This window comes from Microbacterium sp. CFBP9034 (assembly GCF_034045255.1).
Classification (GTDB): Bacteria; Actinomycetota; Actinomycetes; order Actinomycetales; family Microbacteriaceae; genus Microbacterium.
In genome coordinates this window covers 271,811-294,138 of the sequence record NZ_JAXCWC010000001.1, presented here as the reverse complement: position 1 = coordinate 294,138, position 22,328 = coordinate 271,811, and the positions used below count along the sequence as shown (strand labels likewise).

The 22,328-nt window shown below is 67.2% G+C and carries 23 protein-coding genes and 2 tRNA genes; 16 read left to right on the top strand and 9 right to left on the bottom strand.

Features of this window, described 5'->3' with window-relative positions; translation table 11 throughout:
• Positions 1-2,208: 2,208 nt before the first annotated feature.
• Genes rsmG through rpmH form a run of 6 tightly spaced genes read right to left on the bottom strand, consistent with a single transcriptional unit; the run spans position 2,209 to position 5,420 of the window.
• Complete coding sequence (gene rsmG / locus SOM19_RS01285; RefSeq protein WP_320484742.1) at positions 2,209-2,835, bottom strand: 16S rRNA (guanine(527)-N(7))-methyltransferase RsmG; 627 nt, start codon at positions 2,833-2,835, stop codon at positions 2,209-2,211.
• A 24-nt stretch (positions 2,836-2,859) separates the two neighbouring features.
• Complete coding sequence (locus SOM19_RS01280) at positions 2,860-3,408, bottom strand: Jag family protein (RefSeq protein ID WP_320484741.1); 549 nt, start codon at positions 3,406-3,408, stop codon at positions 2,860-2,862.
• Between the two features lie 47 nt (positions 3,409-3,455).
• Positions 3,456-4,577, bottom strand: coding sequence for a membrane protein insertase YidC (gene yidC, locus SOM19_RS01275; protein ID WP_320484740.1), 1,122 nt, complete (start codon positions 4,575-4,577; stop codon positions 3,456-3,458).
• 8 nt (positions 4,578-4,585) lie between these two features.
• Complete coding sequence (gene yidD / locus SOM19_RS01270) at positions 4,586-4,942, bottom strand: membrane protein insertion efficiency factor YidD (protein WP_320484739.1); 357 nt, start codon at positions 4,940-4,942, stop codon at positions 4,586-4,588.
• Positions 4,939-5,274 carry a ribonuclease P protein component gene (gene rnpA / locus SOM19_RS01265; RefSeq protein WP_320484738.1) on the bottom strand — a complete coding sequence of 112 codons (336 nt, stop codon included), beginning with the start codon at positions 5,272-5,274 and terminating at the stop codon, positions 4,939-4,941. The genes yidD and rnpA overlap by 4 nt, the downstream gene beginning before the upstream one ends.
• A gap of 8 nt (positions 5,275-5,282) precedes the next feature.
• Positions 5,283-5,420 carry a 50S ribosomal protein L34 gene (gene rpmH, locus SOM19_RS01260; RefSeq protein WP_320484737.1) on the bottom strand — a complete coding sequence of 46 codons (138 nt, stop codon included), beginning with the start codon at positions 5,418-5,420 and terminating at the stop codon, positions 5,283-5,285.
• Positions 5,421-5,730: 310 nt separating this feature from the next.
• Here rpmH and dnaA point away from each other — a divergent pair, with 310 nt between their 5' ends.
• The 11 genes from dnaA (at position 5,731) to SOM19_RS01205 (ending at position 17,628) form a co-directional block, all read left to right on the top strand.
• The gene (gene dnaA / locus SOM19_RS01255; protein WP_320484736.1) at positions 5,731-7,161 is read left to right on the top strand and encodes a chromosomal replication initiator protein DnaA; all 1,431 of its coding nucleotides are present in this window, start codon (positions 5,731-5,733) and stop codon (positions 7,159-7,161) included.
• A gap of 430 nt (positions 7,162-7,591) precedes the next feature.
• Positions 7,592-8,743 (top strand): DNA polymerase III subunit beta, encoded by a 1,152-nt coding sequence (dnaN, locus tag SOM19_RS01250; protein ID WP_320484735.1) that lies wholly within the window; start codon positions 7,592-7,594, stop codon positions 8,741-8,743.
• A gap of 216 nt (positions 8,744-8,959) precedes the next feature.
• Positions 8,960-10,117 carry a DNA replication/repair protein RecF gene (recF, locus tag SOM19_RS01245; protein ID WP_320484734.1) on the top strand — a complete coding sequence of 386 codons (1,158 nt, stop codon included), beginning with the start codon at positions 8,960-8,962 and terminating at the stop codon, positions 10,115-10,117.
• Positions 10,110-10,643 carry a DciA family protein gene (locus SOM19_RS01240; protein ID WP_320484733.1) on the top strand — a complete coding sequence of 178 codons (534 nt, stop codon included), beginning with the start codon at positions 10,110-10,112 and terminating at the stop codon, positions 10,641-10,643. The genes recF and SOM19_RS01240 overlap by 8 nt, the downstream gene beginning before the upstream one ends.
• A 122-nt stretch (positions 10,644-10,765) precedes the next feature.
• Complete coding sequence (gene gyrB / locus SOM19_RS01235; protein ID WP_320484732.1) at positions 10,766-12,802, top strand: DNA topoisomerase (ATP-hydrolyzing) subunit B; 2,037 nt, start codon at positions 10,766-10,768, stop codon at positions 12,800-12,802.
• Between the two features lie 53 nt (positions 12,803-12,855).
• The gene (gene gyrA, locus SOM19_RS01230) at positions 12,856-15,429 is read left to right on the top strand and encodes a DNA gyrase subunit A (protein WP_320484731.1); all 2,574 of its coding nucleotides are present in this window, start codon (positions 12,856-12,858) and stop codon (positions 15,427-15,429) included.
• Positions 15,426-15,830, top strand: a complete 405-nt coding sequence (locus SOM19_RS01225) for a DUF3566 domain-containing protein (protein WP_320484730.1) — start codon at positions 15,426-15,428, stop codon at positions 15,828-15,830. Before gyrA ends, SOM19_RS01225 begins: the two co-directional genes overlap by 4 nt.
• A gap of 150 nt (positions 15,831-15,980) precedes the next feature.
• Positions 15,981-16,054, top strand: a tRNA-Ile gene (locus SOM19_RS01220).
• 12 nt (positions 16,055-16,066) lie between these two features.
• Positions 16,067-16,139 (top strand) — tRNA-Ala (locus SOM19_RS01215).
• Positions 16,140-16,408: 269 nt separating this feature from the next.
• On the top strand, positions 16,409-17,146 hold the full coding sequence (locus tag SOM19_RS01210) for a Pr6Pr family membrane protein (protein ID WP_320484729.1): 738 nt from the start codon (positions 16,409-16,411) through the stop codon (positions 17,144-17,146).
• A 56-nt stretch (positions 17,147-17,202) separates the two neighbouring features.
• Positions 17,203-17,628, top strand: coding sequence for an NUDIX hydrolase (locus SOM19_RS01205; protein ID WP_320484728.1), 426 nt, complete (start codon positions 17,203-17,205; stop codon positions 17,626-17,628).
• Positions 17,629-17,639: 11 nt separating this feature from the next.
• Here SOM19_RS01205 and SOM19_RS01200 read toward each other — a convergent pair whose 3' ends face one another.
• Both SOM19_RS01200 and SOM19_RS01195 read right to left on the bottom strand, forming a co-directional pair.
• Positions 17,640-18,125, bottom strand: a complete 486-nt coding sequence (locus SOM19_RS01200) for an aminoacyl-tRNA deacylase (protein ID WP_320484727.1) — start codon at positions 18,123-18,125, stop codon at positions 17,640-17,642.
• Positions 18,125-18,706: a DNA helicase gene (locus SOM19_RS01195; RefSeq protein ID WP_320484726.1), complete on the bottom strand. Its 582-nt coding sequence runs from the start codon at positions 18,704-18,706 to the stop codon at positions 18,125-18,127. Before SOM19_RS01195 ends, SOM19_RS01200 begins: the two co-directional genes overlap by 1 nt.
• Positions 18,707-18,804: 98 nt before the next feature.
• Here SOM19_RS01195 and SOM19_RS01190 point away from each other — a divergent pair, with 98 nt between their 5' ends.
• Together SOM19_RS01190 and SOM19_RS01185 are read left to right on the top strand one after the other, a co-directional pair.
• Entirely contained in the window at positions 18,805-19,377 is a 573-nt protein-coding gene (locus tag SOM19_RS01190; RefSeq protein ID WP_320484725.1) for a peptidylprolyl isomerase, read from the top strand.
• Between the two features lie 15 nt (positions 19,378-19,392).
• Positions 19,393-20,292 (top strand): rhomboid family intramembrane serine protease, encoded by a 900-nt coding sequence (locus SOM19_RS01185; RefSeq protein ID WP_320484724.1) that lies wholly within the window; start codon positions 19,393-19,395, stop codon positions 20,290-20,292.
• 153 nt (positions 20,293-20,445) lie between these two features.
• Here SOM19_RS01185 and SOM19_RS01180 read toward each other — a convergent pair whose 3' ends face one another.
• Positions 20,446-20,685 (bottom strand): cell division protein CrgA, encoded by a 240-nt coding sequence (locus SOM19_RS01180; RefSeq protein WP_320484723.1) that lies wholly within the window; start codon positions 20,683-20,685, stop codon positions 20,446-20,448.
• A gap of 54 nt (positions 20,686-20,739) precedes the next feature.
• Between SOM19_RS01180 and SOM19_RS01175 the strand changes: the two genes are divergently transcribed.
• The 3 genes from SOM19_RS01175 to SOM19_RS01165 are packed head-to-tail and all read left to right on the top strand — an operon-like array spanning position 20,740 to position 22,326.
• On the top strand, positions 20,740-21,531 hold the full coding sequence (locus SOM19_RS01175) for a class E sortase (protein ID WP_320484722.1): 792 nt from the start codon (positions 20,740-20,742) through the stop codon (positions 21,529-21,531).
• On the top strand, positions 21,531-21,686 hold the full coding sequence (locus SOM19_RS01170) for a hypothetical protein (RefSeq protein ID WP_320484721.1): 156 nt from the start codon (positions 21,531-21,533) through the stop codon (positions 21,684-21,686). Before SOM19_RS01175 ends, SOM19_RS01170 begins: the two co-directional genes overlap by 1 nt.
• 10 nt (positions 21,687-21,696) lie before the next feature.
• Positions 21,697-22,326, top strand: a complete 630-nt coding sequence (locus SOM19_RS01165; protein ID WP_320484720.1) for an anthranilate synthase component II — start codon at positions 21,697-21,699, stop codon at positions 22,324-22,326.
• Positions 22,327-22,328: the final 2 nt, after the last annotated feature.

Genomic DNA, 22,328 nt, shown 5'->3' with positions numbered 1-22,328 from the left:
GGCGCTGGAGTCGCGCCACTGACCTGTACGGGGTCTCGCATTCGGCACCCGCCTCCGATTCCCAGTGCGACAGTCCCCAGCCACGTTCCGGATCGCCGCGGAAATGGCCGTTTCACGTGAAACATCACCCCGAACCGGCGCTGCGTGCCGCGCGCCGCGTGCGGGCGCGGCAATGGCGGCGGGGATGTCACTGCCGCGGCGGCTATCCCGGTTCCGAGGATTCGGTTGCTCGACTGTGACGACGTCGAGGGGGATGTTTCACGTGAAACACTCCCCCTCAGCCGTTGCGCCCCTTCGGAGGTGTCAGCTCGTCCCACATGGGTTGCTGCACAAGATGTTTCACGTGAAACATGTGAGGCCTAGAGTCCACTCAGCTCAGTACGGACGGATGCCTGGCCACGTTCCAGCAGCAAAGATGGTCCGAAATGCTCGGGGCTGTTTCATTGCCGGTCGCGGTGCCGGCCCGGTAAGTAGGGCTCGGGCTGCGGCCAGTGAAAGTGAGGGCTAGCAGCGCTCGAGTGCCGGCTCATTCTTCAAATCGGACCGAGGTCTCCTCGGACTCGAGCGGTCGATCCAGCCTGGAAGCGTCCGCACGGGAGAGGAGTCTCCACTGTTCACCAATCTCGCTCCAGGACATGACGCCGATCCGGTGTCGCCGCCGGAGGGCTCGCCTCGACCGAGCAGAGTCCGCATTGAGCGCGCCAAGCCAGAGTGGAGGGCGCTCGTCAGGTCTGCGTGGCCGGCTGTGCCGTTGACGTCCGTCGGCTGCCCTCCATGCGCGTCCGCCGTGTCGCGTTGCTCCCGCCGCTCATCCTTGGCGTGGTCAGCCTCGTCGCGTGGTTCCGGAGGCCCAGTCGGCCGGCTGTCCTGTCGCGGCCCTGGCGTGCGTCGTCCTGTAGGCCCAGTCGGCCGACGGTCCTGTCGGCCCGGCGCGTCGTCCTGTCGGCCCCCTGTTCCAGTTGCCCGCGTAGGCGATGCCGGGCTCGTCATCAGGTCACCTCCGTTGCCCGTAGCCCGCCGCCGCCCCGTTGCGTAGCCCGCGTTTGGGGCATCCCCCTGTTTGGGACATCCCCCCGGCACGTCAGCAGTTCACGTCTGGTCATCCACACCTCGCCTCCTCCGCTTCCCGGTCTCTCGGCCGTGATCCCTCTGACAGTCAGGCAATTGATCCGAATGGGATCGATGACGCGTCGCTCCTCTGCCACGCAGGACCCATCAGATGGCTCTCCCGTACGTCCGCACCCGCGGCTGTGCCCACGAACTGCGCGCCTGGTCGAGCCCTCTCGGTGCGCAAGCCGGCTAGCGACACGGAGATTCACTGCCCCTCCGGAGTCGCGAACGGTGGACGTTGGTGGCGCCCGAAGATGTGCGATGACCTCCGAGCCGGCCGAGTGCCTGTGTACCACGTCGAGACACGGGTCAGCTCGGGGCGATGACCCGACCGTGATCCGTCCGGTCGCCCGCCCGTGGATACTCGTTCCCGAACTTTCCAATCCCGCGTCCCGGCCGGATTTCTCGCCCGCCAACTGAGGTCCCGTGGACGAGGCCAACGAGGCGGCAGGGCGGGGGGATACGCGTTCACAGAGCCAGCGCGGGCGGGACCGGAGACCTGCGGAGGAAGAGGCCGCAGGAGACCTGAAGATAACGGCAACCTGAACCAGTACGAATTCGGTTGGCCGAGCAGTCGCCCCGGACGCGAGGCAGATCAATCCGCATCTGGCGGTCGCGTCCCGCGGGGGACGACGACGCGCCACGCTGAGCGCGTTTCGTCACGCGGCTTTGTGGCACCGGGGAGATGTTTCACGTGAAACATCGATGCAAGCTCACACACCACCACGCCCAGTGTTTCACGTGAAACATCTCGCACACGCCGGCGCCGGAGGACTCCACCACTCCCCGCAACGCCGTCATCGACGTATTGACCAAATGGACCGGGCTCTCGTCCACAGTCCACGTCCGCGGACACGATGTTTCACGTGAAACATCGTGAGCGTTCTCTACCGCCGCTAGTAGGGCGTGGGAGCCACTTACGAATCGGACAGTCAACTACCGCCCCCGCCGACAGTGGTTTCTCCCCAACCTCACCAGGCCACGCAACAGCCGGCCGAGTCGGCGATCCGAGCCACCCGCCGCGCAGGGCGACCTGACGCGTCACAGATCCAGCAGCGAAGCGAGCGACGACACACCAGCGAGGCGCGGCATCCGATCTCAGCGAACGGTCCCGCGCACCACTCGGGACGGTTCCTCGAGGATGCCCTCGCCGACGATCTCCACGCGGGCATCCGTGACCCGGAACTTCCGAAGCTGCTTCTGAGCGGCCTCGATCTCGTTGCCCGCGCTGGCACCCTTGAGCAGGATCAGCTCACCGCCATTGCGAACCAGGGGAGCAGTGATCGGCACGAGGGTCCGCAGCGCGCTGACAGCCCGGGCGGTGACCGCATCCAGCACGGGCCCTGACTTCCAGTCCTCGGCCCGCGCGCGCACGACCTCGACGTTGTCGAGGCCCAGCGCTTCGACCTGCTCAGTGAGCCAGGCGACGCGTCGTTCCATGGGCTCGATGAGCACCCACTCGACATCGGGACGCGCAATCGCAAGCACGAGCCCTGGAAGTCCGGCGCCGGACCCGATGTCGCCCACGCGACCCGGCGAGAACAGCGGAGCGATCACCGCGCTGTTCAGGATGTGCCGGCTCCAGAGCCGCGGTGGCTCCAGGGGTCCGATGAGCCCACGCTCTTCGCCGTGCTCGCCCAGAGCGGCGGTGAACCGGCGGGCCACCTCGATGCGATCGCCGAACAGCCGCTCGGCGACGGCGGGTTCAGGCTCGATCTCGATCATCGATGTTTCACGTGAAACGCAGCGTCAGCCGCGTCGGATCACCGTGTGGCGGTCGGCACCTTCGCCGTACGACTCGGAGATGAAGCCCCTGTCCGAGACCACGTCGTGGACGAGCTTGCGCTCGTAGCTCGACATCGCGGGCAGCGAGGCCTGCGACGCACCCTCTTCGAGCTTGTCGATCGCTCGATCCACGAGGATGGCGAGCTGGCGCTGACGAGCGTCTCGGGAGCCGCCGACGTCGAGGATCAGGCGCGAGAAGCGGCCGGTGCGCGTCTGGACCGCGATACGCGTGAGCTCCTGGAGCGCCTGCACCGTGTCGGGCTCGGCGATGAGCGAGACCGAGCCGCGTTCGGGAGCTTCGACCGACACGTACGCGCGGCCGGCGCGCACGTCGAGGTCGAGGTCGCCGTCGATGTCGGCGATGTCGAGCAGGCCCTCGAGGAAGTCGGCGGCGATGTCGCCTTCCTGCTCGAGCTGCTCGACGGTGGCGGGCTCGCGCTCGGCGGGAGCCGAGTCGCTCGCCGCGGTGCGGGCGGCAGCCCCGTCGGTAGGGGCGGTGTCAGGCGTGGTCATGGTGTCCTCGGGATGGCTCGGCGTGGAAGGAGATCGACAGGACGGGATCAGGTCGTCGTGCCCGCGGCGTTTCCGGCGGAATCGCCGGCGTCGGGCTTCGGTGCCGGCTTCTGCTGCCCCTGCTTCTTCGCCCGCTGCTTGCTAACGGGCTGCTGGCGCTTGGGGGTCGTGGCGCGAGCCTTCTCGGCCTCTTCGTACAGGCGCTGCTGCTCCGCGAGGTACTTCTCCATCGGCACGACCTTGCCGGACGCGTCGATGGCCTTGCCCTTGCGAGCCAGGCGCTCTTCGCGTTCCTTGGCCGCCTCGGACCCGGGCGTCGGCATCTCACGGATGACGAGGAACTGCTGTCCCATCGTCCAGAGGTTGGAGACGAACCAGTAGATGACGACGCCGAGGGGGAAGAACACGCCGGAGAAGACGAAGGCGAAGGGCAGAACGTAGAGCATGACCTTCTGCATCTGGTACGCCTGGCCGGTCTTGGCCTCGGGGGAGAGGTTCTTCGAGATGATCTGCAGCTGCGTGAAGAACTGCGACGCGATCATCAGGACGACGAGGGTTGCGAGGATCGCGATCGCCGCGGTGTTGCCGGTGTTGACGGCGTCGATCAGCGTCTCGTGGAGCGAAGCGACGCCGAACAGCTTCGCGTTGTAGAACTCCGCGGTGAGCTCCGCGTTCAGCAGTCCCACACCGCCGACACCGTCGTTGTAGTGCTTGGTGACATCGTTCAGCACACTGAAGAGGGCGAAGAAGATCGGCATCTGCACGAGCAGCGGAAGGCAGCTCGACACGGGCGTGGTGCCGTGCTTCTTGTACAGGGCCATCGTCTCGCGGCTCATCGCCTCGCGAGAGAGCTGATCGCGCTTGCCCTTGTACTTCTCCTGAACTTTTCGCAGTTCAGGGGCGATTTCCATCATCTTCCGCTGGCTCTTGATCTGCTTGACGAACAGCGGGATCAGGGCCGAGCGGACCACGATGACGAGGCCCACGATCGAGAGCACCCACGTGATGCCATCGGCCGGCGGAAGGCCGATCGCGGTGAAGAACCAGTGCCACGCGACGAGCACCGCCTCGACCGCCCACTTCAGCGGCCAGAGGATGGTTCCGATGAGGTCGAAACCGGCGGCCGGCTCGGGAGCAGGCGTCGTCGAGGCGAGCAGCAAGAGATCCATGCGGAGGATCAGTCCTTTCCAATGGATGCAGGCACGACGAAGCCCCGGGGGGTCAGCGCGTGCCGGAAGTGCGAGTGTGCCGGGACGTCGTCGACGCCGCCGGCAGCCCAGGGGTGACAGCGGGCGAGACGAGCGGCCGTGAGGGCCGTTCCTTTGATCGCACCGTGCTGCTGGACGGCGCCGACGGCGTACGCCGAGCAGGACGGGTAGTACTTGCAGACGTCCCCGTAGGTATGCGAGATCGTGGCGCGGTAGCCGTGCAGCAGAGCGAGCAGGGCGTTGCGGGGGAGGAGCGGGACAGTCCGACCCAGATCCGAGGCCTGGAGGTGCGCATCACCGAGCGCGTATGCCGGAAGGACGCTCATGCGGCTCTCCTCGCGAGGCATCGGGCGACCTCGTCACGGAGCTCGCCGAAGGACACGGTCGCTGCACTCGGAAGGGCGCGGATCACGATGTCGTTCCCCGGTCGGATGGTGGGCAGCGACTCGGCGCAGAGCGCCTTGAGGCGTCGACGAACAGTGTTGCGGACGACGGCACCGCCCACCTGCCGGCTGACGATGAAACCGAAACGCGCCGGGCCATCGGCCTCGGCGGGTTTCACATAGGTCACGGTATGCGCGCCGGAACACCGACGGCCCCGACGGACGACGGCCTTGTATTCCGCTCCGCTGGTGAGTCGGTTCGGCCTCGCGAGCACCGCTCGGGTCAGGCCGAGAGCTCGGTGCGCCCCTTGGCGCGACGAGCGGCGAGGATGCTGCGGCCGGCACGGGTGTGCATGCGGGCGCGGAAGCCGTGCTTCTTGGCCCGACGGCGGTTGTTCGGCTGGAATGTGCGCTTGCTCATGAGGATCGCTTCCGGATCGTGTGTCGCCGGGGCTCTGAGACCGGAGACGCTTCGTACAAAGGGACTGCCGCGTAGGCATAAGTCAACCGATTTAGGGTACGCCGAGCCGCCTGAGAACTCAAACTGAGCGCCTGCGCCGGGCATTATGCCGCGGAACCATCTTCCCTCCTGGCAACGACACACCGGACCGATCTACAGTGGAGTTTGCTCCGGGGGCGCCTGCTGACTAGCGTGGCTCCGGCAGTTATCCACAGGCCCGGCGTGATCTTTCCGCGGCCTCCCGTGGACTCATCAACAACCCGGGGGGGCCATGTCACCGCACGAAGTTCCAGATGTTCCTGTCTGGTCGGCGGTGCTGGACGAGCTCGTCGGCGACGACCGCATCACGCCGCAGCTCCAGGGGTTCCTGAGCCTCGCCGTCCCGCAGGGCGTCATGGGCGGGACTCTGTACCTCGATGTTCCCAACGATCTGACCGCGGCGCAGTTCACCAAGCGCATGCGCACGCCGATCATGGAGGCCATCGCCCGGGTGGGGGAGCAGGATCCCGGTGCGCCGACGACCTTCCGCGTCGTGGTGAATCCCGACCTGGTCGACGCGCACCTGACCTCGCCCATCCCTGTTCAGAGTCAATCAGCGCCTGCGCCGGTCGCCGTCACCCGGCAGACGCGTGAAGAGACGCCGGATGCGGCATCCTCCGTCTCGCGCAGCGATACGCGACTGAACCCGAAGTACACGTTCGACAACTTCGTCATCGGCCAGTCCAACCGCTTCGCCCACGCGGCCGCCGTCGCGGTCGCGGAGGCGCCGGCCAAGGCCTACAACCCGCTCTTCATCTATGGGGACTCCGGACTCGGCAAGACGCACCTCCTGCACGCGATCGGCGACTACGCGCTCAGCCTCTATGCCGGCATCCGCGTGCGCTATGTGTCGAGCGAGGAATTCACGAACGACTTCATCAACTCGATCGCGAACAACCGCGGTTCGGCGTTCCAAGCCCGCTACCGGGACGTCGACATCCTCCTGATCGACGACATCCAGTTCCTCCAGGGTCGCGCCGAGACGCAGGAGGCGTTCTTCCACACCTTCAATACGCTCCATGATCACGACAAGCAGGTCGTCATCACGAGCGACGTCCCGCCGAAGCACCTCACCGGCTTCGAGGACCGCATGCGCAGCCGGTTCGAGTGGGGCCTGATCACCGATGTGCAGGCGCCCGACCTCGAGACCCGCATCGCGATCCTGCGTAAGAAGGCGCAGAGCGAGCGGCTGCACATTCCCGACGAGGTGCTCGAGTACATCGCCACCGTCGTGTCGTCGAACATCCGCGAGCTCGAGGGCGCGCTGATCCGCGTGTCGGCGTTCGCGAGCCTCAATCGCTCGACGCTCGACATGTCGCTCGCACAGACCGTGCTGCGCGACATCGTCGATCAGGACGACGCCAACGTCATCTCGCCGACCGACATCATCACGGCGACGGCCGCGTACTTCAAGCTGACCGTCGACGACCTGTACGGCTCCAGCCGGTCGCAGTCCGTCGCGCAGGCCCGTCAGATCGCGATGTACCTCTGCCGTGAGCGGACCAGCCTGTCCCTGCCGAAGATCGGGCAGCTGTTCGGAAATCGCGATCACACCACGGTGATGTACGCGTACAAGAAGATCAGCGAGCTCATGAAAGAGCGTCGCTCCATCTACAACCAGGTGTCCGAGATCACCACTCAGCTGGGCCGTACCGGCCGCTGACGGCACCTGCGGACATATGCCGCAAGAAGTGCTTGACACGCGCCCGGAGCAGGGCCATTATTTCCGTTCTTCACAGTGTGGAAAACCTGTGGATAACTCTGCGGCCCTGCGGAAACATTGTGAACGGCGGGGGCGAACCTGTGGATGAATCCGGAACAGCCGCGCCTCGGCACCGAACCTTCCGGACCTCGTTCCGCAGCCACTCCACAACTCACAACGGTGTGGTTTCCCTGTCCTCACAGGGATGCGCCGAGTTGTCCACAGTTTCCACAGCGGTTAACACCATGACAAAAAGAGATTGATGAAGAAGGAGTCCGATCACCTTGACGGTGGAAAGTGCGGTGGACGGAAGCCGTCTCTCTTCGGGACTAGCATCGGACCGGCCTGCCACTAGCATGAGAAGGCCCAACCCGGAGCCGAGGGAGCATTCGTGAAGTTCCACGTCAATCGCGATGTGTTCAGCGAAGCCGTGTCGTTCGTCGTCAAGCTCCTGCCTCAGCGCAATCCGCAGCCGATCCTGGCCGGTGTGCTGATCGAGGCCTCCGAGGCCGGCCTGTCGCTCGCGGCGTTCGACTACGAGGCATCCGCCCGCACGACCATCGAGGCGACCGTCGACGATCCCGGCACGATCCTCGTGCACGGCCGTCTGCTCTCCGAGATCGCGAGCCGGCTGCCCAACGCGCCGATCCAGGTCGAGGTGGACGAAGACGGCGGCATCCTGCTGACCTGCGGCTCCGCGCGGTTCACCCTCGCCTCGATGCCGGTGCAGGAGTACCCCGCCATCCCTGAGGTGAGTGGCGACTCCGGACTCGTCCCGGCCGAGGACTTCGGAACCGCCATCGCACAGGTGGCGTTCGCGGCATCCCGCGATGACGTCACTCCGGTCCTCACCGGCGTCCAGCTCGAAGTCTCGGGCACCGGCCTCAGCCTCGTCGCGACCGACCGCTACCGCGTCGCACTGCGAGAGATCCCGTGGGACGGCGGCGACTCCGCTTCCGACGAGCCCACCGCGGCCCTCGTTCCGGCGCGCACGCTCACCGAGGTCGGCAAGACCTTCGCCCACGGCGGCGACATCTCGATCACGTTCTCCGGATCCGGCGACCGCGAGATCATCGCGTTCACGGCGGGCAACAAGACCGTGACGTCGCTGCTGATCAAGGGCAACTTCCCTCCCGTCCGCCGGCTCTTCCCCGAGGCGACGGAGCACCACGCCGTGGTGAACACGGCCGAGCTCGCCGAAGCCGTGCGCCGTGTGTCGCTGGTGCTCGACCGGTCGGCCCCGCTGCGGTTCACGTTCACGACCGACAGCGTGTCGATGGATGCCTCGGGCACCGAGCAGGCGCGGGCCACCGAGTCCGTCGACGCCAACCTGGTCGGCGAGGACGTCACCCTCGGCCTCAACCCCCAGTATCTGCTCGAGTCGCTCAGCGCGGTGAAGAGCGAGTTCGTGCGCATCACGTTCACCTCGAGCGAGAACGCGAACAAGCTGAGCCCCGTGCTGATCACTCCGCAGACCTCGGTCGACAAGGCCGGCGCGGATTCGTTCCGCTACCTGCTGCAGCCCAATCTCCTCCTCCGCTGACCTTCTCATCCCTCCTATCCCTTCCGGGTCTCACCTCCGGCACCGGAAATCCGAGCAACGCGCGGAGCGGGATCATGCGGAGAGCGTGCGGGCATCGGGACTGGCGTGGCGCCGACGACGAAGTCGACGTCGCAGGGTAAGCACGCCGGAGCATGTTCCCGCGCAGCGGCCGTCGCACAGAAACCGCGCGTCGGCGCCGCTCATTAGGCTTGACCGGTGATCGTGGAGCAGCTGAGTCTCGTCGACTTCCGCAACTACGCGGTCGCCGATGTCACGCTCGCACCCGGTCCCAACGTCTTCGTCGGCCGCAACGGCCAGGGCAAGACCAACCTGGCCGAGGCGATCGGGTTCTTCGCCACCCTGGGCTCGCACCGCGTGTCGAACGACGCCCCGATGGTCCGCGACGGAGCGGATGCCGCGATCATCCGCGCGCGGCTGGTCCACGGCGAGCGTCACGTCCTGCTCGAGGCGCAGCTCAACCGGCAGGGATCCAACAAGGCGCGGGTCAACGGCGCCGCGGTGAAGCCGTCGGAGCTTCCGCGCTACGCGCAGGTCGTGCTCTTCGCTCCGGAAGACCTCCAGATCGTGCGCGGCGACCCGTCCGGGCGCCGCCGATTCGCCGATCAGCTGCTCGTCCAGCGCACACCGCGTCTCGCCGGCGTGCTGGCCGACTATGAGCGCGTGCTCAAGCAGCGCACGGCTCTGCTGAAGTCCGCGAAGGCCCGCGGCATCCGGGGCGATGCGCTGGCGACGCTCGATGTCTGGGACGACAAGCTGATCTCACTGGGAACAGAGGTCATCGAGGCGCGCCTGGGTCTGGCCGCCGACCTCGCCGGGCCGCTCGCCGCGGCGTACACGTCCATCGCGGGCGCCGATCATCGTCCCGAAGCGGAATGGGTGCTCTCGGTATCGGGTGCCGATCCCGAGGAGGGCACCGACGCACCGGCGGCCGCGGCATCCGCCACCCGCATCTCGGAGCTGTTCCGCCACGCTCTGGCCTCCCGTCGCTCCGCCGAGCTCGACCGGGGTATCACCCTCGTCGGACCCCACCGTGACGACCTCGTGCTGAGGGTGCGCGGGCTCCCGGTGAAGGGCTACGCCTCGCACGGCGAGTCCTGGTCGGTGGCGCTCGCGCTGCGGCTGGCCTCGGCCGAGCTGCTGCGTGCCGAATCACGGCTCGGCGACCCGGTGCTGATCCTCGACGACGTCTTCGCCGAGCTCGACACCGACCGCCGCGCCCGGCTCGCCCAGCTGGCGGGCGGCTACGAGCAGGTGGTCGTGACCGCCGCGGTGGAGGAGGATGTCCCCGCCGCCCTGCGCGCACGCATCGTGCGGGTCGAGGCGGGCACGATCGTGGAGGCAGCGGATGTCTGAGCCCGGCGCGCGGCCCGAGGGCGCAGGCCCGGTGTCACAGACCCCGGTCGAGACGGTTCCGGAGACCGTGGCGACCTATCTGCGCCTGCGCGGGCTCGAGCCCTCGGCTCGGTCCTTCCGCAAGAAGCGACGCCGCACCGACGACGACGAGAACGCGCCGTTCACCGCCGGCCGCGACCCGCGGGGCGTCGGAGCCGTGCTCTCCGACCTCACCCGGGAGGCCGGATGGGACAAGCAGCTGGCCCGCGAGGACGTCGTTCACGCGTGGTCCGATGTGGCCGGCGAGGACACCGCGCGGCACACTCGCCCGGTCGCCTTCTCCGAAGGCACGCTCACAGTGCAGGCGGATTCCACAGCATGGGCGAAGCAACTCCAGCTGATGCGTGCGCACATCCTCTCGGAGATCGTCCTCCGATTCCCCGACGCCGGGGTCGACGCGATCCGCTTCATCGGCCCCGACGTCCCCTCCTGGAAATGGGGTCCCAGAACGATTCCAGGGCGTGGCCCGCGCGATACCTACGGCTGAGGCACGTCAGATATCGTCTCGAACGATTTCCTCGCGCCAGAGAGGCGTATAAGCCCTGAACCGGGGGCTGAACTTGGTAGACTGTCAGTGCCCTTGCCGAACGATCTGGAGTGCCCTGACTTATGACGTCCGTGAACCCCGACAACGCTCCAGAGGAACCCGAAGCACGACCCGCTGAGACGGTTCAGAACGAGTACGGGGCCGACGACATCCAGGTGCTCGAAGGTCTGGAGGCGGTGCGCAAGCGCCCCGGCATGTACATCGGCTCGACCGGCGCCCGTGGCCTCCACCACCTCGTGCAGGAGATCGTCGACAACTCCGTCGATGAGGCACTCGCCGGGTACTGCGACCTCATCGACGTCACCATCCTCAGCGATGGCGGCGTGCGCGTCATCGACAACGGCCGCGGCATCCCGGTGGACATGCACCGAGAAGGCAAGTCCACCGTCGAAGTCGTGCTCACCGTGCTGCACGCCGGCGGAAAGTTCGGCGGCGGCGGATACGCGGTGTCGGGCGGACTCCACGGCGTCGGCTCGTCTGTGGTGAACGCCCTCTCGACGCGCCTCGAGGTCGAGGTCAAGCGTCAGGGTCACATCTGGCGGCAGTCCTACCGTGACGGCGGTCAGCCGCAGGGGCCCCTCGCCCAGGGCGAGGAGAGCAGTGAGACCGGCACGACGATCACGTTCTGGCCGGACGACTCGATCTTCGAGAACGTCGACTTCGACTACGACACCCTCCGCACCCGGTTCCAGCAGATGGCCTTCCTCAACAAGGGCCTCCGCATCAGCCTGCGCGACGAGCGCGCCGAAGGCCTCGTCGAGCTGTCCGAGTCGGGCGACAGCGACGAGCTGCAGCCGCGCCACGACAGCTTCCTCTACGAGCGGGGCCTCGTCGACTACGTCGAGCACCTCAACAAGGTCCGTCATGCGGACGTCGTCAACGACGAGATCATCGACTTCGAGTCGGAGGACACCGACCGCAAGATCGCGCTCGAGCTGGCCATGCAGTGGACGACGAGCTACACCGAGAACGTGTTCACCTACGCGAACACGATCAACACGCACGAGGGCGGCACCCACGAAGAGGGCTTCCGCGCGGCGCTCACCACGCTGGTGAACAAGTACGCGCGCGCCAAGAACCTCCTCAAGGAGAAGGACGACAACCTCTCGGGCGAAGACGTGCGCGAAGGGCTCACCGCCGTCATCTCGGTCAAGCTCTCCGAGCCGCAGTTCGAGGGCCAGACCAAGACCAAGCTCGGCAACACCGAGGCGAAGGCGTTCGTGCAGAAGGTCGTCGGCGACCAGCTGGGCGACTGGTTCGACCGCAACCCCGCGCAGGCCCAGAACGTCATCCGCAAGGCGATCGACGCCGCGACCGCACGTCTGGCCGCCCGCAAGGCGCGTGAGACCGCCCGCCGCAAAAGCGTCTTCGAGTCGGCCGCGATGCCCGACAAGCTCAAGGACTGCACCAGCAAGGACCCGTCGATCAGCGAGATCTTCCTCGTCGAGGGAGACTCGGCCGGCGGTTCGGCGGTGCAGGGTCGCGACCCGCACACGCAGGCGATCCTCGCGCTGCGCGGCAAGATCCTCAACGTCGAACGCGCGCGCCTCGATCGTGCTCTCGGCAACAAGGAGGTCCAGGCGATGATCTCGGCCTTCGGCACGGGCATCGGCGAGGACTTCGACATCGAGAAGGCCCGGTACCACAAGATCGTGCTGATGGCGGATGCCGATGTCGACGGCCAGCACATCACCACGCTGCTGCTGACGCTGCTGTTCCGCTACATGCGAGGGCTCATCGACGCCGGGTTCGTGTACCTCGCTCAGCCTCCGCTCTACCGGATCAAGTGGTCCAACGCCCCGCACGAGTACGCGTACAGCGACCGTGAGCGCGACGCCCTCCTGGTCGACGGCGCCGCGAACGGCCGTCGCGTCCCCAAGGACAACGGCATCCAGCGCTACAAGGGTCTCGGTGAGATGAACGACCACGAGCTGTGGGAGACGACCATGGATCCCCAGACCCGCACGCTCAAGCAGGTCACCATCGACGATGCCGCCGCCGCCGACGAGATCTTCACGATCCTGATGGGCGAGGACGTCGAGTCCCGCCGAGGGTTCATCCAGCGAAACGCCAAGGATGTGCGCTTCCTCGACATCTGATCGCTCGCCCCGCGAGAGATCCCAGACGAAGCGCCAGAAGGAACTGAGAACACATGGCTGACGAAGAACGTCCCGAGCCCGAGCACGACCACGGCAAGATCGACCAGGTCGACCTGCAGCTGGAGATGCAGCGCAGCTACCTCGACTACGCGATGAGCGTCATCGTCGGGCGTGCGCTGCCCGACGTGCGCGATGGCCTCAAGCCCGTGCACCGCCGCGTGATCTACGGCATGTACGACGGCGGCTTCCGTCCCGACAAGTCGTTCTCGAAGTGCGCCCGTGTCGTCGGCGAGGTCATGGGGCACTATCACCCGCACGGTGACGCCCCGATCTACGACGCCCTTGTCCGCCTGGTGCAGCCGTGGTCGCTTCGCTACCCTCTCGCTCTCGGCCAGGGCAACTTCGGCTCCCCCGGCAACCAGGGCGCTGCCGCCCCTCGCTACACCGAGACCAAGATGTCTCCGCTCGCGCTCGAGATGGTGCGCGACATCGAGGAAGAGACGGTCGACTTCCAGGACAACTACGACGGCCAGACGCAGGAGCCGACGGTCCTGCCGGCGCGGTTCCCGAATCTCCTCGTCAACGGCTCGGTCGGCATCGCCGTCGGCATGGCGACGAACATCCCGCCGCACAACCTCCGCGAGGTGTCGGCCGGCGCCCTGTGGGCTCTCGAGAATCCGGATGCCTCGCGCGAGGAGCTGCTCGAAGCGCTCATGGAGCGCATCCCCGGCCCCGACTTCCCCACCCACGCGCAGATCCTCGGGACGCGCGGCATCAAGGACGCGTACCGCACCGGTCGCGGCTCCATCACGATGCGCGCTGTGGTCAACGTCGAGGAGATCCAGGGCCGCACTTGCCTCGTGATCACCGAGCTGCCGTACCAGGTCAACCCCGACAACGTCGCCGTGAAGATCAGCGACCTGGCGCGCGAGGGCAAGATCACCGGCATCGCCGACATCCGCGACGAGACGTCGGGCCGCACCGGCCAGCGTCTGGTCATCGTGCTCAAGCGGGATGCCGTCGCCAAGGTCGTGCTGAACAACCTGTACAAGCACACGCAGCTGCAGGAGAACTTCGGCGCGAACATGCTCGCGATCGTCGACGGCGTGCCGCGCACGCTGCCGCTCGACGGCTTCATCACGCACTGGATCGACCACCAGATCGAGGTCATCGTCCGCCGCACCACCTATCGGCTGCGCAAGGCCGAGGAGCGGATGCACATCCTGCGCGCCTACCTCAAGGCGCTCGATGCCCTGGACGAGGTCATCGCGCTCATCCGGCGCTCGCCCACCGTCGACGAGGCGCGGGAGGGGCTGAAGTCCCTGCTCGACATCGACGACCTCCAGGCCGACGCGATCCTGACGATGCAGCTGCGCCGCCTGGCCGCGCTCGAGCGCCAGAAGATCATCGACGAGGCGACAGACCTCGAGCTGCAGATCGCCGACTTCAAGGCGATCCTCGCGGACGAGATGCGCCAGCGCACGATCATCCGCGACGAGCTCGTCGCGATCGTCGACCGCTTCGGCGACGACCGTCGCACGCAGATCCTGCACGGGTTCGACGGAGACATGTCGATCGAGGACCTCATCCCCGAAGAGGAGATGGTGCTCACCGTTACGCGCGACGGCTACATCAAGCGCACGCGCAGCGACAACTACCGCTCGCAGCACCGCGGCGGCAAGGGCGTCAAGGGCGCTCAGCTGCGGGCCGATGACGTCGTCGAGCACTTCTTCGTGACGACGACGCACCATTGGCTCCTCTTCTTCACGACCAAGGGCCGCGTCTACCGGTCCAAGGCGTACGAGGTCCCGGAGGCGGGGCGCGACGCCAAGGGCCAGCACGTCGCCAACCTGCTCGCGCTGCAGCCCGACGAGGAGATCGCTCAGATCCTCGACATCCGCGACTACACCGTCGCGACGCACCTCGTGCTCGCCACGCAGAGCGGGCTCGTCAAGAAGTCGAAGCTCACCGACTACGACACCAACCGGCAGGGCGGCGTCATCGCGATCAAGCTGCGCGAAGGCGATGAGGTCGTCAGCGCGATGCTCGTCGAGTCGGGCGACGACATCCTCCTCATCAGCCGTCACGGGATGTCGCTGCGCTTCACCGCGGGCGACGACGCGCTCCGTCCGATGGGCCGCTCGACCGAGGGCGTCAAGGGCATGTCGTTCCGAGGGGACGACAGCCTCCTCTCCGCCTCGGTCGTGAGGGACGACGGCTACGTGTTCGTGGTCACCGAGGGCGGCTACGCGAAGCGCACTGCGGTCGACCAGTACCGCAGCCAGACCCGCGGCGGACTGGGCATCAAGGTGGCCCGTCTGTCCGACAATCGGGGAGTCCTCGCGGGCGGTCTGATCGTCTCCGACGACGACGAGGTCTTGGTGGTTCTTGCCAGCGGCAAGGTGGTACGCTCTGCCGTGGCCGAGGTCCCAGCCAAGGGACGCGACACCATGGGCGTCGTATTCGCCCGTGCCGCAGACGAAGACCGCATCATCGCCATCGCGCGGAACGGAGAGCGGGGCCTGGCCGAGAACGCAGAGGCCGCCGACCCCGACGGATCGGTCCCTGAGCCTGCCGAAGGGCCTGAGGCCTCCCCCGAGACCCCCGAAGAGAGTACTGACGCATGAGCACCGTAGCCGACAAGCTCGCCAAGAAGTCCAGCCACAAGACGAGCGCCAAGCAGGTCCGTCTGCGGTTGGTGTACATCGACTTCTGGTCGGCGGTGAAGCTGTCGTTCCTGGCTGCCATCGCGATCGCCGTGGTCACCGTCGTGGCGTTCGTGCTGGTGTTCCTCGTCGTCCAGACGACCGGTCTCATCACGAAGGCCGACGGGTTCCTCGGCAACTTCACCGACGGCACCATCCTGCTCTCGAGCTTCGTCAGCCTGCCGCAGGTGCTGGCGTTCTCCGCGATCGTCGCCATCCTCAACCTCGTCGTCGTCACGGTGCTCGGCGCCGTCCTCGCCGGCATCTACAACCTCGCGGTCAAGGTGACCGGCGGGCTCCTGGTGGGCTTCACCTCCAACTGACGCCCGCCGTGGTGATCGCCGGCTTCGCGGAGAAATCCGTGAGGCCGGCGATTTCGTTTCCGCTGTCCTGACGCAGGCTCCCGATTCGTGAAAACCGCGAGCGTCGGGTAAAGTCTTGGAGGTTGAAGGCGCGCGAGCGCCGCAGCAGGCGGGGGTATAGCTCAGGCGGTTAGAGCGCTTCACTGATAATGAAGAGGTCCCAGGTTCAAGTCCTGGTACCCCCACATAACAGCCCCGGGGCCTTAGCTCAGTTGGTAGAGCGCCTGCTTTGCAAGCAGGATGTCAGGAGTTCGAATCTCCTAGGCTCCACAGCGTGAAAAGGCCGGCCCATCGGGCCGGCCTTTCGCATTCTCCCTGGTTCGGTGCGCTGATGATGCTCCTCCGGACGCACGTTTTCCCGGCCTTTGTGGGGTTCGTCCCCCAATCGGTGGACACCCTGTAGACAGGCTACAAAGAAACATTCCGCACGTGCAGCTGATCCGAGCCACTGCTGCCAAGAGTTCGGCGCCTGGTGTACGTGGAGGTCTAAACCTGCCTCACCAATAGCGAACAGCGTTGTTCGCGGGAGAGGGGTCATCATGTATTGGTCATGGTTGAGGCTCGGGGCTGCGGCCATCGGGCTGTCGGGAATCGCGGCGGGCTACATCGTCAACGTCGATCGTGCGACGAGACAGGGGCAGGATCTGGCGATCGTCCTCGCAAACTACTTCAGTCTCTTCACGATCGTCTCGACGACCTTGAGCATCGGGGCGCTGACGGCGGCAGCGGCGTGGTCGCGCCTGCACCCCGGCACGACGCGCGAGCCGCTCGGCATCGCGCTTCCGATGGCGCTGGTGACCGGCCCCGTGCTGCTGCTCGGGCTCGTCTACAACGCCCTGCTGCGCGACGTGCCGTCCGAGGTCGCACTCGGCGACTCCGCCGGCATCGCGACGCTCGACGCCTATGCGATCGAGGTGCTCCATGTCGTCCTGCCGCTGTACTTCCTCGCCGACCTCTTCTTCGCGACCCGGCGCCGCGGCCTGCCGTGGTGGACGCTCCCCGTCCTGGCCGGCTATCCGCTCCTGTGGCTGGTGTACACGATGGTCCGGGGCGAACTGGTCGCCGATCCCTCGGGCGCGACCGTGTGGTGGTATCCCTACCCCTTCCTCGATCCTCACGGGGCGGGCGGGTGGACGTCTGCCGGCATGTACATCGGCGCGATCTTCGCCGCATTCGTCGGAATCGGCGCAGGGATCATCGCGATCGGGCGCTTCCGCGAGCGCCGTGCGGCGCGGCACGAGGCGATCGCCCCGCTCGTTCCCGTGCACCACGTCTGATCGCGGCATCCGGACGCGCGCCTCGTCACGCGAGCGGCCGGTCGGTAGGGTGAAGCATGGATCTGCGCGTGGCGGCCTATGCCGTCGTCATCGACGAGGATGAGCGGATCCTGCTCGCCCACTGGAACGAGGGCCGGCGTGCGGCGTGGACGATGCCCGGCGGCGGACTCGAACCGGGGGAAGAGCCGGAAAGCGCGGCGCGGCGGGAAGTGCGCGAGGAGACCGGCTACAAGGTCTCGATCGACGAGCTGCTAGGCATCCATTCGCGCGTCATCCCGCCCGGACGACGCCTCACCGCCGGAGTGACCGAGCCCCTGCACACCCTGCGCATCATCTACCGGGCGCACGTGACCGGCGGCAGGCTCCGCAACGAGGTGGACGGGACGACGGACCGCGCGCAGTGGTTCCCCCTGGCCGAGGTGCGCAGCCTGCAGCGGGTGAAGCTCGTCGACATCGCTCTCGAGATGGCCGGGGCTCCGTAGAGCGGATGCCGCTACCCGGCCTCCTGTGAGATGTCGGCGACCGTCGCACCGTACGCGGCGATGAGGTCGTCGGCGTGGACGAACAGGCTGTACCCGTGGGCGCCCGCTCCCATGGCGATGCGCTGGCCGACGATCCGGTCGTCGGCGTAGATCGGCCAGTCGTGGGAGCTGCCGATGGGGACGATGGTGCCCCGCTCGTAGCCGGTGGCATCGAGCGCACGCTGTGGGTCGGGCAGCTGAAGCTTGTTCACTCCGACCACCGCGCGCAGCTTGGGCCAGGAGATCGAGCGGTCCCCGGGCACCAGAGCGAACAGGAACGTGTCATCGCTCCGCTTGACCACGAGGGTCTTCACGATGCCCGCGGGCGCGATGCCGAGCAGCTGCGCGGCCTCCGGGAGGCTGTTCGCCACCGGCCGCTCGCGGATCTCTATCGTGAGATCGCGAGCGGATGCCGCAGCCCTGACGCGGTCGAGTCCGTCGCCGGACTCAGCCGGCATCAGGCATCGGGGGCGCGGAGGGGGTCGTCGGCCACCCAGAGCTCGTCGTCGGCGCGGAGTGTCTGCCACGCGGCATAGAGCACTCCGAGCGCCGCGGCGACGCCGAGGATGATCGCGATGACGCCACCGGCGCTGATGCCCCTCTTCGGAGGCTGGACGCCGAGCTTCGCCGACATGGCCTTGGTCGCCTGCTTGGCGTACTTTTCCATGTTCTTCGAGTACTTCGTTCCGTCGGGGATCGAGAAGCCCTGACCGGCGGCGAGGCGCGAGCGCGTGTCGTTCGCGGCATCCCACACCGACATCGCGGAGCCGACGACGGCGCCCGCCGCGGGGACCACACTCTTCTCGAGCACGTTCCTCGAGACCTTCACGCCCTTGTCCACGTAAGGGGCGGCGAAGCGTTCGTAGCTCGCCTGCACCTGGGGCTTGACCTGCTCACGGCCGAGTGCGCCGAGCTGCTTGCTCGCCGCCCGTGCGACGCTCGCAGCTTCGCCCACGAGGACCTGCTGGGCCTCCCACAGGTTGGTCGCCTGGGACTGGAGCTTGCGGAGTTCCTTCTTGCGCTTGCGGCTGAGGCTCACGATGCCCTCCTGATCGAACCGGGGATGTGGTTCGACCCATCTTGCCAGACCTGGCCGCGGGCGGGAGGGGTTGCACAGAACTCTGGAAGAATGTAGGAATGCCGATCCACACCGCTGTCGCCACATTCCACACCAACCACGGCGACATCGTCGTCAACCTGTTCGGTGACCACGCTCCTCGCACGGTCCAGAACTTCATCGGCCTGGCCGACGGTTCGGGGTCGTGGACCGACCCCGCCACCGGCAAGCCGGGCGAGGGTCCGCTCTACAAGGACGTCGTCTTCCACCGCATCATCTCGGGCTTCATGATCCAGGGCGGCGACCCGCTCGGCCAGGGCGTGGGCGGCCCGGGCTACACGTTCAACGACGAGATCAGCCCCGAGCTCACCTTCACCGAGCCCTACAAGCTCGCCATGGCCAACGCCGGACTCCGCCGCAACGCGATCACCGGACAGGCCGAGGGCACGAACGGCTCGCAGTTCTTCATCACGGTCCCCGGCCAAGGCGGGCGCGGCCCCGAGTGGCTGCAGGGCAAGCACACGATCTTCGGCGAGGTGGCCGACGACGCGTCCAAGGCCGTCGTCGACGCGATCTGCGACGTTCCCACGGCCGCCGGCGATCGTCCGATCGAGCCGGTCGTGCTGCAGTCGGTCGACATCGTCGCGGCCTAGGCGCTCCGCCCCTTCGTGACCACCGACGACTTCCGTCGCAACCGCGACAACTTCTGCTATCGGCACACCGACAGGCAGAGCTTCGTGCTCTGCCAGCGGTGCCTCCGCACGATCTGCCCCGAATGCCAGACGCCGGCCGCCGTCGGCGTCGTGTGCCCGGAGTGCCTGCGCGATCAGCAGAAGGCTGCGTCCCCGGCGCAGCGGAAGGCAGAGCGTCGGTGGTCACGACCGCGCGCTGTGAGCGTCAGCGACTCACGCCCGATCGTCACGTACGCGATCATCGGCGTGACGCTCTTCTTCTATCTGCTCCAGCTCATTCCCGGATTCGGATCGGTGGTCACCGAGGCGCTCCTGTTCTGGGCGCCCTATCTCTACCCCGGAATCACCGGCACGTTCGAGCCCTGGCGGCTGCTGTCCGTCCTGCTCGTGCACGATCCGAGCGGCATCTGGCACGTCGCGCTGAACATGCTGGCGCTCTGGATGATCGGGCGCAGCCTCGAGCCGCTGCTGGGTCGATGGCGCTTCCTGACCCTCTACCTCCTGAGCGGCCTCGGCGGCTCGGTGGCAGTGGCACTGCTGGGCTTCAGCACGCCCGTGGTCGGGGCATCCGGGGCCATCTACGGTCTCTTCGGCGCGCTGCTGATCATCGGACGCCACATCGGGGCGAACATCACGGGCATCATCGTGATCCTGGGCATCAACCTCGTCATCACGTTCATGCCGCTGCTCTTCGGCGGCGGGGTTAGGGTGTCGTGGCAGGCGCACGTGGGCGGGCTTCTTGTCGGAATCCTCGTCGCGTTCATCTTCACCCGCACGCGTTCAGTGCAGCAGCAGAGGGTTCAGATCTGGCTGCTCGCCGCGGTCACGGCGGGGCTGATCGGCTTGCTCTTCGTACCGCCGTTCCTCTTCGCCTGATGGCGACGGGGCCGGCTGCGCCGAGTTATCCACAGGCTCATCCACATCTGGGGATGAATCACACGCGTGTAATTCACAGGTGTTAACAACCCTGTTAACAAGTCGCGAGCAGAAGAAAGCCCCGGTCGGACCGGGGCTTTCGTGGTCGGGAGGCTAGCGCCAGCGCGTCGTCATCAGGAACCCGAGGAAGGCGATTCCGAAGCCGATGACGAGGTTCCACCCCGCAATGCCGGGGATCGGGTACTGCATGCCGCTCAGATAGAACACGAGCACCCATACGAGGCCCACGAGCATGAGGCCGATCATGATCGGCTTGAACCACACCGGGTTGGGTGCGGCTTCGCCTTCTGCGCGCTCGATGAGCGAATCGTCTTCTTTGCCGGGTCGTGCCATGCCAGCAGTCTAACCGGCAGTCGGTCCACAGCGTGCGCTGAGTAGAATCGCCCTGTGGAGGAAGCACTGGCCGGCCACGCGGGGGACGCCGGAACCCGTGGCGATCGCGCGCGCCCGCGGCGCCGGGCGTCCGTCCTGGGTGTCATCGGCGAACTGCTCATCACCGCCGGCGTCATCACCCTCCTCTACGTGGTCTGGCAGCTCTGGGTCGGCGACATGATCTACGGCGCCGAGCGGAACGCGACCGGACACGAGCTGTCCGAGGTGTGGGCGCAGGAGTTCGTCCCGCCGCCGACCGCGACCGCTGAGCCCGAGGACCCCGACGCTCCGGTCACGGCCGAGCCGGTCATCCTGGCCGAGCCCGGCGACGGCGAGGAGTTCGGCGTCCTGCACGTCCCTCGCTTCGGCTCGGACTACGCCGTGCCCATGGCGGGCGGGGTCACCCGCGCGAACACGCTGGACCCCATCGGCATCGGTCACTACCCCGGCACGAGTATGCCGGGCGAACCCGGCAACTTCGCTGTCGCCGCGCACCGCACCACCTGGGGGAAGCCGTTCAATCGGATCGCGGATCTCCACGTGGGCGATGCGATCGTGGTCGAGACGCAAGAGGGCTGGTATACCTATCGCTTCCGCACACTCGAGTACGTGACCCCCGACGAGGTCGAGGTGCTGCTCCCCGTCCCGCAGGCGCTCGACGTCCCGGCCGGCACGCCCTACATGACCATGACCAGCTGCAGCCCGATGTACTCTCTGGCCGAGCGCATCGTGGCCTACGGCGTATTCGACTCCTTCACTCCGCGATCGGCCGGCGCCCCGGCTTCCCTGACCGAGGCGGCCGCCTGATGTACGCCGCGCTGTGGCACGTGCTGCCCGGACCCTGGTGGGTTCGGGTGCTGATCCTGCTGGTGCTCCTGGCCGCCGCCCTGTACGGGCTGATCTTCTACGCCTTTCCCTGGGTGAGCCAGTTCGTGAACCCGCAGGAAGTCACTGTCCAGTGACGTCGCGCCCATGAGCGCGGCGCCGATCCTCGTGGTCGACAACCACGACAGCTTCGTCCACACCCTCGAGGGCTATCTGCACGAGCTCGGGTGCGCGACCGACCTCGTCGAAGCCGACGCCGTGGAGGACGCGACCGTGCTGATCGCCCCCTACCGCGCCGTCCTGGTGTCGCCCGGTCCGGGAACTCCCGCCGACGCCGGCGCCTCGATCGACGTGGTCCGCGCGGCGGCGGCCACCGGAACCCCCCTGCTCGGAGTCTGCCTCGGTCACCAGGCCATCGCGGAGGCGTTCGGCGCCACCGTCGCCCACGCCCCCGAGCTCATGCACGGCATGACCTCACTCGTGCAGCACGACGACAGCGCCCTCTACGCCGGGCTGCCGGATCCCTTCACCGCGACGCGCTACCACTCACTGGCCGTCGTGCCCGGAACACTGCCCGACGAGCTCGTCGTCACGAGCCGCACCGCAGGCGGCGTCATCATGGGGATCGCCCACCGCTCGGCGCCGATCGTCGGCGTGCAGTTCCACCCCGAGAGCGTGCTCACCGAGGGAGGGCACCGTCTCCTGGGCAATTGGCTGGCGACGGCGGGATTCCCGGATGCCGCCGTCCGCGGCGCCGCGCTCAGCCCGCGTCGCTGACG